At 62.3% G+C, this 11,935-nt stretch carries 13 protein-coding genes; 2 read left to right on the top strand and 11 right to left on the bottom strand.

Annotation, left to right across the window (positions count from 1 at the left end):
* Positions 1-2: 2 nt before the first annotated feature.
* The 5 genes from moaB to DWB85_RS13325 all read right to left on the bottom strand — a co-directional run bounded on the left by moaB (position 3) and on the right by DWB85_RS13325 (position 4,848).
* Positions 3-527, bottom strand: coding sequence for a molybdenum cofactor biosynthesis protein B (gene moaB / locus DWB85_RS13345; protein WP_117955505.1), 525 nt, complete (start codon positions 525-527; stop codon positions 3-5).
* 10 nt (positions 528-537) lie between these two features.
* Positions 538-1,401 carry an SDR family oxidoreductase gene (locus DWB85_RS13340; protein ID WP_162846118.1) on the bottom strand — a complete coding sequence of 288 codons (864 nt, stop codon included), beginning with the start codon at positions 1,399-1,401 and terminating at the stop codon, positions 538-540.
* A gap of 224 nt (positions 1,402-1,625) precedes the next feature.
* Positions 1,626-2,114: a single-stranded DNA-binding protein gene (ssb, locus tag DWB85_RS13335; protein ID WP_117955501.1), complete on the bottom strand. Its 489-nt coding sequence runs from the start codon at positions 2,112-2,114 to the stop codon at positions 1,626-1,628.
* A 121-nt stretch (positions 2,115-2,235) separates the two neighbouring features.
* Positions 2,236-3,636 carry an NAD(P)/FAD-dependent oxidoreductase gene (locus DWB85_RS13330; protein WP_239017328.1) on the bottom strand — a complete coding sequence of 467 codons (1,401 nt, stop codon included), beginning with the start codon at positions 3,634-3,636 and terminating at the stop codon, positions 2,236-2,238.
* Between the two features lie 3 nt (positions 3,637-3,639).
* Positions 3,640-4,848, bottom strand: a complete 1,209-nt coding sequence (locus DWB85_RS13325; RefSeq protein ID WP_239017327.1) for an MFS transporter — start codon at positions 4,846-4,848, stop codon at positions 3,640-3,642.
* A gap of 189 nt (positions 4,849-5,037) precedes the next feature.
* Here DWB85_RS13325 and uvrA point away from each other — a divergent pair, with 189 nt between their 5' ends.
* A complete protein-coding gene (gene uvrA / locus DWB85_RS13320; protein WP_117955498.1) occupies positions 5,038-7,881 on the top strand; it encodes an excinuclease ABC subunit UvrA in 2,844 nt (947 codons plus the stop codon).
* Between the two features lie 152 nt (positions 7,882-8,033).
* Positions 8,034-8,549 (top strand): fasciclin domain-containing protein, encoded by a 516-nt coding sequence (locus DWB85_RS13315; protein ID WP_117955496.1) that lies wholly within the window; start codon positions 8,034-8,036, stop codon positions 8,547-8,549.
* A 123-nt stretch (positions 8,550-8,672) separates the two neighbouring features.
* On the opposite strand, the gene rplQ is transcribed toward DWB85_RS13315, so the two are convergent.
* From rplQ to rpmJ, 6 genes are all read right to left on the bottom strand, one after another.
* The gene (gene rplQ / locus DWB85_RS13310) at positions 8,673-9,059 is read right to left on the bottom strand and encodes a 50S ribosomal protein L17 (protein ID WP_117955494.1); all 387 of its coding nucleotides are present in this window, start codon (positions 9,057-9,059) and stop codon (positions 8,673-8,675) included.
* Positions 9,060-9,119: 60 nt separating this feature from the next.
* Positions 9,120-10,124, bottom strand: coding sequence for a DNA-directed RNA polymerase subunit alpha (locus DWB85_RS13305; RefSeq protein WP_117955492.1), 1,005 nt, complete (start codon positions 10,122-10,124; stop codon positions 9,120-9,122).
* Between the two features lie 33 nt (positions 10,125-10,157).
* A complete protein-coding gene (gene rpsD / locus DWB85_RS13300) occupies positions 10,158-10,778 on the bottom strand; it encodes a 30S ribosomal protein S4 (protein ID WP_117955490.1) in 621 nt (206 codons plus the stop codon).
* A gap of 33 nt (positions 10,779-10,811) precedes the next feature.
* On the bottom strand, positions 10,812-11,204 hold the full coding sequence (gene rpsK, locus DWB85_RS13295; protein WP_066055329.1) for a 30S ribosomal protein S11: 393 nt from the start codon (positions 11,202-11,204) through the stop codon (positions 10,812-10,814).
* Between the two features lie 87 nt (positions 11,205-11,291).
* Positions 11,292-11,648: a 30S ribosomal protein S13 gene (gene rpsM / locus DWB85_RS13290; RefSeq protein ID WP_117955487.1), complete on the bottom strand. Its 357-nt coding sequence runs from the start codon at positions 11,646-11,648 to the stop codon at positions 11,292-11,294.
* A 149-nt stretch (positions 11,649-11,797) separates the two neighbouring features.
* Positions 11,798-11,914 carry a 50S ribosomal protein L36 gene (rpmJ, locus tag DWB85_RS13285; RefSeq protein ID WP_066055334.1) on the bottom strand — a complete coding sequence of 39 codons (117 nt, stop codon included), beginning with the start codon at positions 11,912-11,914 and terminating at the stop codon, positions 11,798-11,800.
* Positions 11,915-11,935: the final 21 nt, after the last annotated feature.

Genomic DNA, 11,935 nt, shown 5'->3' with positions numbered 1-11,935 from the left:
GTTTAATCGCCCCGCACCTTGAGCACGCCGACGAAGTTGCAGGGGCGGTGGCTGCTGTCCAGTTGTTCACGAATAATACCGTTCCACGCCGTCTTGCAGGCACCGGTGGAGCCCGGCATACAGAAAATCACCGTGTTGTTGGCGAAGCCCGCCAGCGCCCGGGACTGGATGGTGGAGGAGCCAATTTCCTGGTGGGAAAGGGCCCGGAATACTTCACCAAAACCGTCAATGTCCTTGTCGAACAAGGGCCGCACCGCTTCCGGCGTTGAATCCCGGCCGGAGAAGCCGGTGCCTCCGGTCACCAGCACCGCGTCGATGGCCGGATCGGCAATCCAGCGCGACAGCACCGCCCGGATCTGGTAGATGTCATCCACCACAATCGCCTTGTCGCCCCGGCGGTGGCCCGCTGCCGCCAGCGCCTCCACCAGATAGTGGCCGGAGGTATCATCGTTTTCATTGCGGGTGTCGGAAACCGTCAGTACCGCCACTGAGAGTGGCTGTGGGCTGGTGTCGCTGGCCTTGGCCATAGCTTGCTCCTTACTCTTGGTGCTCAAAATACCACTTCACCTGGTCGCCGATAACATTGCGCCAGGGCAACTGTTTCACGGCGAAAGTATTGCGGATCTTGCTGCATTCCAGCGCCCGGTTGAGACTGGGCGCCTCCGGGTCCATGGGCTCCAGTTCAACCGCCGAGGGGCTGAATTCAGAAAACTGGGAGGCCGCGGCGAGAATGGCCTCGGCGAACTGGTAATGGGTGGCGGTCTCCGAGCTGCAATAGTGGTAGGTACCCCACAGCTCGGCACCGGCACTGATCTGGTCCAGCAAAGCGGATATTACCCTGGCACCGTCGACAGAGGCCACAGGACAGCCGCGCAGGTTGTTGTCCAGCACCAGGTTCTGGCCGCTGATCATTTCCCCCAGCATCCGGGTGACCAGGTTGGCACCTTCATTGGCGAACACAGGCCCCAACCTGAGCACCAGGTGGCGCTCACAATACTGCCGCACTACCGCTTCGGCGGCGGCCAGCAGGACACCGCTCTCCTCCCTGCTGTCGGGGGCATCTTCCTCATGATAGGGGCGATCGAGTTCCCCGCTGAATACCCGGGAACTGGAAATAAACAGGTAGCAGGCATCATCGCGCAGGCAGGACTTGGCGACCCACTGGCAGCGCTTCAGGTCCAGGTCGACGATATCCTGGCCACTGTCGGCCACCGCCTCTACCCGGATATCCACCACCGCATCCGCCTTGGCACGGCGCACCGCCTTTTTGGCCTGGCGCTCACTTTTCCAGCGCGAGGCAGCCCGCGACAGGCACACCAGCTCATGGCGGCCAAGGGCTTCCATGTAGTCAGTAAGGGCCCGCCCCAGGGGGCTGTCTGATCCAAGAATGAGTACGCGCACGCGCCGGGTTCTGTCACTGCCAGAAGAAACAGGAAAGGTATCACAACTGTTCCACCCCGGGGGCGCTGGACAGGCAATTTTTGCCGAGATTGCACGGGAGAATCCTGCACCGGGTGCATCCGCGGCCCAGGCAGCGGCGGGTAGCCGACTCAGCCCCGCCAGGCCCACAACGGAAAAGGCCGCTGATTCAGCGGCCTTTGCTGCGGTTTATCCGGGACTATTCCTCAGAACGGGATATCGTCGTCGAAGTCATTGAAATCCTGGGCCGGCGCCGCCTGGGGGGCTCTCTGCGCCGGCGCCGCGCCACCCTGTGCCGGAGCCTGCTGGCTGTAGCCGCCACCACCGCCGTAGTCGCCGCCACCCTGGCCTGCACCGCGACTGTCGAGCATTTGCATTTCACTGGCAACGATTTCTGTGGTGTAGCGGTCCTGACCGGACTGATCCTGCCACTTGCGGGTTCGCAATGAGCCCTCAACGTAGACCTTTGAGCCCTTCTTCAGGTACTCACCCGCGATCTCGCCAAGGCGGTTGAAAAACACCACCCGGTGCCACTCGGTGCGCTCTTTCGGCTCCCCGGTCTGCTTGTCCTTCCAGGTTTCCGAGGTGGCGATGCTGGCGTTGGTCACGGCACCACCACTGGGCATGAAGCGGGTTTCCGGGTCATTGCCCAGGTTACCGACCAGGATCACCTTGTTGACGCCGCGTGAAGCCATACATTACCTCGATTGAAATCTCAAAAAGCTGTTTTCAGTGAATGCAGGACTATAGCAATCCCACTGTTGAATTGCGACAGCGCCAGCGACCGATTTGCATCCGATGCGGCCATCCGGCTGCTCAGGTCATTCGCCGGTCCAGCCAGCGGCTGGCACCCTGCACCGGGCGCCGCTGCCAGCCGGGCGCCTGGCGCTGGTACAGCCTTTCCTCCAGCCTGCGGATCGTATCGATGGCCCGGTAGCCCAGCCAGCGCAGCGGCTCCGGCTCCCAGCGCCTGAGCTTGCGTTCGATAACGCCGGAGAAGGCCCAGGGCGCCTGCGCCAGTTCGGTATCCCGGCCCAGCACCTGGTCCGCCAGGGTACGGGCCATGAGGTTGGCGGCGCCCACGCCCTCGCCAAAATAGCCCCCGGCGGTGCCCAGGCCCGTTACCGGGTCGTACACCGCGTGGGCGATACCGCTGCGGGGAACACCCAGGGTACCGCCCCAGCAATGACTGACAGGGACCGCCGCCAGCTGCGGGAAGCAGGCCTGCAGCAGTCGCCTCACCTCGCCGAACTCCTGTTCCCGGCCCCCGAATTCACTCTGCGGAGCCCCGCCAAAGCGGTAGCTGCCGCGGGCGCCGAACACCATGCGGTTATCGGCACTGCGCTGGCCATAGGTGATCAGGGGGCTGGCGTCACAGAACACCTCGCGCCCCGCCAGGCCGAGGTCATCCCAGAGGGCGTCATCCAGCGGCTCGGTGGCAACGATCCGGCTCTGTATCGCCAGCACCCGCCCCCGTACGGCGGGCAGGCTGGCGCTGTAGCCCTCCAGCGCCAGCAGTCTGGTCGGCGCCTTCACCGCCCCCCTTGCCGTCACCATACGGCCGGGTGCGAGGCCTATTACCGGCGACTGCTCGTATATCCGGACACCCAGCTGGCGCAGGCATTGAACCAGGCCGAGCACCAGCCTGGCCGGCTGGATACGGGCAATATGCGGGATGTAAATCCCGCCCAGCGGATCGGCAATGCGCAGCCGGGCGCCCAGTTCCGCAGCGCTCAGCCAGTGGACGTCAGAATCGCCAAATCCCGCCGCCCGGTAGTCATCGAGCAATGCACGCTGCAGGGCGAGTTGCTCGGGATAGCGGGCGGCCGCATAGATACCACCGCCGCGATGATAGTCACAATCAATGCCCTGCTGCGCGAGCACGCTTTCGACCTCGGGCAGGATGCTGTGGATCAGGGCCCTGACCCGGCCCCGTCGCTCCCCGTCCAGGGCAGCCAGCAGCCGGGTCTCCCCTTCCAGGGCGGCCATCATCCAGCCACCATTGCGCCCGGAGGCGCCAAAGCCACAGCGCTGTGCCTCCAGCACGCAGACCTCCAGCGCCGGCGCCAGGGTTTTGAGGTAATAGGCCGTCCACAGGCCGGTATAGCCGCCGCCGGCGATGACCACGTCGGCACGGGTGTCGCCGTCGAGTGGGGCGAGCAGCGGTCCCGGGTCAGCCTGCTCCATCCACAGGCTGAGCGCAGCGGCCGGATTCACCGGCTACTCCCCGGTGGTGGCAGCGGCCCCGGTCGCCACCGAACGGGATGGCAGGAACACCAGCAGCCAGACCAGGGCCAGACCGAGGCAGCATATGACCAGGGCGCTGTTGCCGCCAGTTTTAACCAGCCAGCCGCCCAGCGTGCCCCCGGCGAATGCGCCGAAAAACTGGCAGGTGGAAAAAATGCCCAATGCGGTGCCCTTCCCGCCCTGGAAAACAGACTTGCTGACCAGTGACGGCAGGGTCGCTTCGAGATAATTGAAACCGACGAAAAACAGCCACATTCCCAGGTAAACCAACACCGGCAGCGCCGCGACAGACATGATTGCCATGGCCAGCATCAGCAGGGCGATACCGAGCAGGAACATTTCCCGCAGGCGCCCCTTGCGCTCCGCCAGCACCATCATCGGCACCATGCCGGCGATCGACAGCGCCAGTGCCGGCAGGTAGACGATCCAGTGGCTGTCCCGATCCAGGCCGGCGACCTCCAGCAGCAGGCCGGGGACCACCAGGAACAGGGCCATCAGGATAAAGTGCAGGCTGAACACCGCAAAATTAAGCCGCAGCAGGCCCGCATCCCGCAGGCTGCGCAGGAACAGGCCGCTGCGCGCGCCCACGTCATCGTGACGCAGGCCACGCGGGGGGACAGGAACCAGGAACAACACGATCGCAATGCCGGCCACGGCGAGCAGCGCGGTAAACCAGAACACGGCCCCGAGGCCGCCGGCGGCAGCCACCGCCGGACCCAGCACCAGGGCGATGGCGAAGGACAGGCCGATACTCATTCCCACCAGGGCCATGGCCTTGGTGCGCTGTTCCTCGCGGGTGAGGTCCGCGACCAGGGCCATTACCGTGCTGGCGATGGCGCCTGCGCCCTGCAGTGCACGCCCGGCCACCACCCCATAGATCGAGTCAGCCAGGGCGGCAATCACGCTGCCCAGGGCAAACACCAGCAAGCCACCGATAATGACCGGCTTGCGCCCCACCTGGTCCGACAGCCAGCCCAGGGGAATCTGCAGCAGCGCCTGCGACAGCCCATAGACGCCCAGTGCGAGACCGATGGTCAAGGGGTCCGCCCCGGGCAAATCCACTGCGTACAGGGCCAGCAATGGCAGCACCATAAACAGGCCGAGCATGCGGAAGCAGTACAACAGAGCGAGAGAGCTGACGCTGCGCCGCTCCAGCGGGGTCATGGGGTGTTCGGTTATCACGTGGAAAAGGGTTCTCGAAGTTTGCGCCGCATGATACCAGTTTCCGGCCCGGCGAACACGCTGCCCCGTTGGCGGGAAAGCTGCGGGCCAAGGCGGCGTGCTGATCGGCAGGTCTGTTTCCCTTTGCAAGCCGTAACAATGACAGCATATACTTTCCTGTTCTGATTTTTCTGCGGTAATTGACTGGCAATGGACACCATCCAAGTGCGCGGTGCGCGCACCCACAACCTTAAAAACATCGACCTGGACATCCCCCGCGACAAGCTGGTGATCATTACCGGGCTCTCCGGCTCCGGCAAATCCTCGCTGGCGTTCGACACGCTCTATGCCGAGGGCCAGCGGCGCTACGTGGAATCCCTCTCGACCTACGCCCGGCAGTTCCTGTCAATGATGGAAAAACCCGATATGGACCATATCGAGGGCCTGTCTCCGGCGATTTCCATCGAGCAGAAATCCACCTCCCACAACCCCCGTTCCACCGTGGGCACGATTACCGAGATCTATGACTACCTGCGCCTGCTGTTCGCCCGGGTAGGAGACCCCCGCTGCCCGGATCACGGCCTCGACCTGCAGGCGCAGACCATCAGCCAGATGGTCGACACCGTGCTGGCCCTGCCCGAAGGCAGTAAGCTGATGCTGCTGGCGCCGGTCGTGCGGGACCGCAAGGGCGAGCACCTGCATGTGTTCGAGGAGTTGCGCGCCGCCGGTTTCGTCCGCGCCCGCGTCGACGGGCTCGTCACCGACCTGGATGATGTCCCGGAACTGGAGAAGAACCGCAAGCACCGTATTGAAGTGGTGGTCGATCGCTTCAAGGTTCGCGAGGACCTCGGCCTGCGGCTGGCAGAGTCCTTCGAAACCGCGCTGGCTCTCACCGACGGCCTGGCCTCGATTTCCTGGATGGACGGCGATGGTGAGGACATTGCCTTCTCCGCCCGATTCGCCTGCCCGGAGTGCGGCCACAGTATCGACGAGTTGGAACCACGCCTGTTCTCCTTCAACAACCCGGCCGGGGCCTGCGGCAGCTGCGACGGCCTGGGCGTTAAACAGTACTTCGACGCCGGGCGCATCGTCATGCACCCTGAGTCCAGCCTCGCCGCGGGCGCCATCCGCGGCTGGGACCGCCGCAACGTCTACTACTTTCACATGCTCAATTCCCTGGCCGAGCACTACGGTTTCGATATCGACACGCCCTTTGAAAAGCTGAGCAAGAAACACCAGAAGATCATCCTCCACGGCAGCGGCAAGCAGGAGATCGCCTTCTCCTACATCAACGACCGCGGCGATGTGTTCAAGCGCACCCATCCCTTCGAGGGAATCATTCCCAATATGGAACGGCGCTATCGCGACACTGACTCACAGTCGGTACGCGAGGACCTGGCCAGGTTCCTCGCCACCCAGCCCTGCCCGGACTGCGAGGGCACCCGCCTGCGCCGGGACGCCCGCCATGTCTTTGTCGACGGGCGCACCCTGCCCTCGATTACCGATATGTCCGTTGGCGATGCGGAGACTTACTTCAACGAGATAGCGCTCAGCGGCCGCAAGGGCGAGATCGCCGACAAGATCCTCAAGGAACTGCGCGCCCGCTACCGCTTCCTGGTCGACGTTGGCCTCAATTACCTCAGCCTCAACCGCAGCGCCGAGACCCTGTCCGGCGGTGAGGCCCAGCGCATCCGCCTCGCCTCGCAGATCGGCGCCGGCCTGGTGGGGGTGATGTACATTCTCGACGAGCCCTCTATCGGCCTGCACCAGCGCGACAACGAGCGCCTGCTGCGCACCCTGACCCACCTCCGGGACCTGGGCAACACGGTGCTGGTGGTGGAGCACGACGAGGACGCCATCCGCAGCGCCGACCACATCATCGACATCGGTCCGGGGGCCGGGGTGCACGGCGGCCAGGTGGTGGCGCAGGGTGCGATGCAGGACATCATCGCCAATGAACAGTCCCTGACCGGCGACTACCTTGCCGGACGCAGGAAGATCGAGGTGCCAGCAAAGCGCACGCCGGTGGACAAGAAGAAACAGCTGGTGCTGTCTGGCGCCTGCGGCAACAACCTCCAGAGCATCGGCCTGGCAATTCCCGTGGGCCTGCTTACCTGTGTTACCGGCGTCTCGGGCTCGGGCAAGTCGACCCTGATCAACGGCACCCTGTACCCCCTGGCGGCCACCGCGCTCAACGGCGCCACCACCCTGACGGCGGCACCCCACGACAGCATCAGGGGCATGGACCACATCGACAAATGCATCGATATTGACCAGAGCCCCATTGGCCGTACGCCGCGCTCCAACCCGGCCACCTACACCGGGATCTTCACCCCGGTACGGGAGCTGTTTGCCGGCACCCAGGAGGCCCGCTCACGGGGCTACAAACCGGGACGCTTCAGCTTCAACGTCAAGGGTGGTCGCTGCGAGGCCTGCCAGGGTGACGGCGTCACCAAGGTGGAAATGCACTTCCTGCCCGATATCTACGTGCCCTGCGATATCTGCAAGGGCATGCGCTACAACCGGGAAACCCTGGAAATCCGCTATAAGGGCAAAAATATTCACGAGGTGCTGGAAATGACGGTGGAGGATGCCCTGGCCTTCTTTGAGCCCGTGCCCGCCATCGCCCGTAAACTGCAAACCCTGATGGATGTGGGGCTTTCCTATATTCGCCTCGGCCAGGCCGCCACCACGCTGTCCGGCGGCGAGGCCCAGCGGGTCAAGCTGTCGCGGGAGCTGTCCAAGCGGGATACCGGTAATACCCTGTACATTCTCGACGAGCCGACCACCGGCCTGCACTTTGAGGACATCAAGCAGCTGCTGGAAGTGCTGCACCGGCTGCGCGACCACGGCAACACGGTAGTCATCATCGAGCACAACCTCGATGTCATCAAGACGGCCGACTGGATTGTGGACCTGGGGCCGGAGGGCGGCTCCGGCGGTGGCCAGATCATCGCCACCGGCACCCCGGAAGACGTCGCCAGGGCCAAGGGCTCATTCACTGGCAAGTTCCTCGCGCCGCTCCTCAAGCGCAGCCGGAAGAAGGCGGCCTGATCTTTGTCCGGGAATTGACCAGGGCGCTGGACGGCAATCCGCCTGCCGGCTGAATCTGGCCCCGCCTCTCAACGCGTAACGACAATAGCCTTTGCAGTGCCGCCCCACCCGGCGGCACTGGGCTCCCAAACTTACGCACCGAGGATAAGACGATGAAAAAAGTACTGGCACTGGCGGCCGCCATGAGCATGGGTTCCGCGGCCTACGCGGGTAACTGCAAAGCACCTGACGCGGTATCGATCAAGGACATTGCGGCAGGCAATCCGAATTTCAGCACACTCGTCGCGGCGGCCGCGAAAGCAGGCCTGGTCGGCTTTCTGGACGGCAACCGCAACCTGACCGTATTCGCACCCACCAATGGCGCCTTTGATACAGCGGCAAGAGCGGTGCTGGAGGACGACGAGGCTGACGGTCTGGACCTGGTTTCAGCCCTGGACGAGGACACGCTGGGCGTGATTCTCAAGTACCATATCGCCCCCGGTGAGCGCGACGAGGCAGATGTGCTGGACTCCCGCAGGATCCGCATGCTCAACCGCGATTTCACCTTCCCGTCCCTCGACGGCAGCACCGCCTTCATTAACGATGTATCCATCCTGCAGACCGATATATTCGCCTGTAACGGTGTGGTGCATGTGCTCGATGGCGGCGTGCTGCTGCCGGACGATTGATCACCGGCGCTGCAAGATTAAATCAGCCGCGACCGGGCCTTGCGCCCGGTCGCACATCCCTGCAGCGCGGACACAAAAAAGCCGGGACCAGCCCGGCTTTTCAGCGTCACTCACCCCGGGGACTCAATCCTCGTCGTCGAAGGATTCGATCTGGGGACGATCCACCAGCTCGACATAGGCCATGGGGGCCTTGTCGCCGGCGCGGTAGCCACACTTGAGAATGCGGATATAGCCACCGGGGCGATCCTGGTAGCGCGGGCCCAGCTCGTTGAACAGCTTGCCGACCGCTTCCTTGCTGCGGGTGCGGTCGAAAGCCAGGCGACGATTGGCGACGCTGTCTTTCTTGGCCAGGGTAATCAGCGGCTCAGCATAGCTGCGCAGCTCTTTTGCCTTGGGCAGGGTTGTCTTGATCAACTCGTGCTCAACCAGGGAGATGGTCATGTTACGGAACATGGCCTTGCGGTGAGAACTGTTGCGGTTCAGCTGACGTCCACTGTGACGATGACGCATTTTTCCAATCCTATGTTTAAGGGTGCTATCTCAGCACTGCTATCTGGTTGACCGGGCGGCTCAGGCGCTAAGCACCCGGTCGTCGTTTTTCAGGCTGGCAGGCGGCCAGTTGTCCAGGCGCATGCCCAGGGACAGACCGCGTGACGCCAGCACGTCCTTGATCTCGGTGAGAGACTTCTTACCCAGGTTCGGGGTTTTCAGCAGCTCCACCTCGGTACGCTGTACCAGGTCACCGATGTAGTAAATATTTTCGGCCTTGAGGCAGTTGGCGGAGCGAACGGTCAGCTCCAGGTCGTCAACCGGACGCAGCAGAATCGGATCCACCTCGTCCTCTTCCTCTACAGACTCGGACTCGGATTCACTTTCCAGGTCGACGAACACGGCCAGCTGCTGCTGCAGAATGGTCGCGGCCCGACGGATCGCCTCTTCCGGGTCGATGGTGCCGTTGGTCTCCAGGTCCAGAATCAGCTTGTCCAGGTCGGTACGCTGCTCCACACGGGCAGAGTCGACCACGTAGGACACGCGGTGTACCGGGGAGAATGTGGCGTCCAGCTGCAGACGGCCGATAGAGCGGGTTTCCTCTTCCGGGTTCACCCGGGAATCAGCGGGCGAGTAGCCGCGGCCGCGGGCAACGGTCAACTTCATGTTGATTTCGGACGCGCCATTCAGGTGACAGATGACGTGATCCGGGTTACGGATCTCGATATCGTGGTCAACCTGGATATCGGCGGCGGTAACCGCACCGGCACCCTTTTTGCTCAGGGTCAGCTCGGCCTCTTCCTTGCCGTTCATTACCAGGGCAACGCCCTTGAGGTTCAGCAGGATCTCGATCACATCTTCCTGCACGCCTTCGATTGCACTGTATTCATGCAATACGCCGTCAATTTCCACCTCGGTGATGGCACAACCGGGCATGGAAGACAGCAGGATGCGACGCAAGGCATTGCCCAGGGTGTGGCCAAAGCCACGCTCCAGGGGTTCCAGGGTTACCTGGGCGCGTGTGCTGTTCTTCTCATCAACATTGATCACGCGCGGGGTCAAAAATTCGTTCACTGCACTCTGCATTCGGGGCACCTTTTAGGTTGATCCTTCGGTGGATTACTTGGAGTAAAGTTCGACGATCAGGTTTTCGTTGATCTCGGAGGAGAGATCCTGGCGATCGGGGACGGACTTGAAGGTACCTTCGAGTTTGTCCGTGTTTACTTCAATCCACTCGGGCTCGCCGCGCTGGGCTGCCAGGGCCAGGGCAGACTGCACACGCAGCTGCTTCTTGGCCTTTTCACGCAGGGACACGACGTCACCTGCTTGCACCTGATAGGAGGCAATATTCACTACTTCACCGTTCACCAGGATTGCCTTGTGGGCAACCAGCTGCCGCGCTTCCGAGCGGGTTGAGCCGAAGCCCATGCGGTAAACCACGTTATCCAGGCGGGATTCCAGCAACTGCAGGAGGTTCTCGCCAGTGGGCCCCTTCTGGCGGGCCGCTTTTTTGTAGTAGTTGCGGAACTGCTTCTCCAGCACGCCATAAATACGGCGCACCTTTTGCTTCTCACGCAACTGTACCCCGAAGTCGGACAGGCGGCCGCGACGGGCGCCGTGCTGGCCGGGGATTGCTTCTGCTTTACACTTGCTTTCCAGTGCGCGCACACCGCTCTTCAGGAACAGGTCGGTTCCTTCACGACGGGAGAGCTTGCACTTGGGTCCAATATATCGAGCCATGTCTATTTCTTCCTCTAAGCGCTTGTCGTGGTGTTACACGCGACGTTTCTTGGGCGGACGGCAGCCGTTGTGGGGAATCGGCGTGACGTCAGTGATGTTGCTGATCTTGTAACCACAAGCGTTCAGCGCGCGAACAGCAGATTCGCGACCCGGTCCGGGGCCCTTGACCTGCACGTCGAGATTCTTCAGACCATATTCCTTGGCGGCTTCTCCGGCACGCTCTGCAGCAACCTGGGCTGCGAACGGGGTGCTCTTACGAGAACCGCGGAAACCGGAACCACCAGCGGTGGCCCAACTCAGGGTGTTGCCCTGGCGATCGGTAATGGTGATGATGGTGTTGTTGAAAGATGCATGTACGTGGGCGATTCCGTCCACGACAGTCTTTGTGATTTTCTTGCGAGTGCCTTTGGCACCTGGCTTGGCCATATCGTACTTCCTACTTTAATATCAACACTGCACTTAGGTGCAGCTACACTAAAAAGAATTCGCTGAGGGGGGACTTCGGTCTTGCCCTTACTTGCGAATCGGCTTACGCGGTCCCTTGCGGGTGCGCGCATTGGTCTTGGTGCGCTGACCGCGCAGCGGCAGGCCACGGCGGTGACGCAGGCCACGGTTGCAGCCCAGGTCCATCAGGCGCTTGATGTTCATGGAGACTTCACGACGGAGGTCACCTTCAACGCTCATCTCGGCGACTTTGCCACGCAGGGCGTCCATCTGCTCTTCGGAAAGGTCACCAATCCTGGCGCTTTCCTCAACACCGGTAGCGGCGCACAGCTGCTTCGCAGTAGTGCGACCCACACCGTAGATGTATGTCAGTGAGATAACAGCATGCTTGTTATCGGGTATGTTGACGCCGGCAATACGAGCCATCCAACTTTCTCCAAAAATGTCTTTCGCTTAATGGGCGATTTGGCGCAAGCCCCTGATTTCACTCGAAAATACGGAAAAATCAGCGGGTCGGGCGCGAAAGGCGCAGCATTCTAGCGATATCGTTACAAAAAATCAACCGTGCGCAGGACTTAACCCTGACGCTGCTTGTGACGCGGATCTGTGTTGCAGATTACCCGCACAACGCCGTTACGACGCACAACCTTGCAGTTGCGGCAGATCTTCTTTACTGATGCACGTACTTTCATCTTTACTTCTCCGTTTCGGTT

The organism is Seongchinamella sediminis (assembly GCF_003457605.1).
Classification (GTDB): domain Bacteria; phylum Pseudomonadota; class Gammaproteobacteria; order Pseudomonadales; family Halieaceae; genus Halioglobus; species Halioglobus sediminis.
Note: the sequence above shows the minus strand (reverse complement) of the source record. Positions and strands in the feature narration are given on the sequence as shown.

Bases quoted from the DNA above. Each gene is read 5' to 3' on its own strand.
- rpsD (WP_117955490.1), bottom strand. From the start codon at position 10,778: ATGGCTCGATATATTGGACCCAAGTGCAAGCTCTCCCGTCGTGAAGGA.
- DWB85_RS13305 (WP_117955492.1), bottom strand. From the start codon at position 10,124: ATGCAGAGTGCAGTGAACGAATTTTTGACCCCGCGCGTGATCAATGTT.
- uvrA (WP_117955498.1), top strand. From the start codon at position 5,038: ATGGACACCATCCAAGTGCGCGGTGCGCGCACCCACAACCTTAAAAAC.
- rplQ (WP_117955494.1), bottom strand. From the start codon at position 9,059: ATGCGTCATCGTCACAGTGGACGTCAGCTGAACCGCAACAGTTCTCAC.
- ssb (WP_117955501.1), bottom strand. From the start codon at position 2,114: ATGGCTTCACGCGGCGTCAACAAGGTGATCCTGGTCGGTAACCTGGGC.
- rpsK (WP_066055329.1), bottom strand. From the start codon at position 11,204: ATGGCCAAGCCAGGTGCCAAAGGCACTCGCAAGAAAATCACAAAGACT.
- moaB (WP_117955505.1), bottom strand. From the start codon at position 527: ATGGCCAAGGCCAGCGACACCAGCCCACAGCCACTCTCAGTGGCGGTA.
- rpsM (WP_117955487.1), bottom strand. From the start codon at position 11,648: ATGGCTCGTATTGCCGGCGTCAACATACCCGATAACAAGCATGCTGTT.
- rpmJ (WP_066055334.1), bottom strand. From the start codon at position 11,914: ATGAAAGTACGTGCATCAGTAAAGAAGATCTGCCGCAACTGCAAGGTT.
- DWB85_RS13315 (WP_117955496.1), top strand. From the start codon at position 8,034: ATGAAAAAAGTACTGGCACTGGCGGCCGCCATGAGCATGGGTTCCGCG.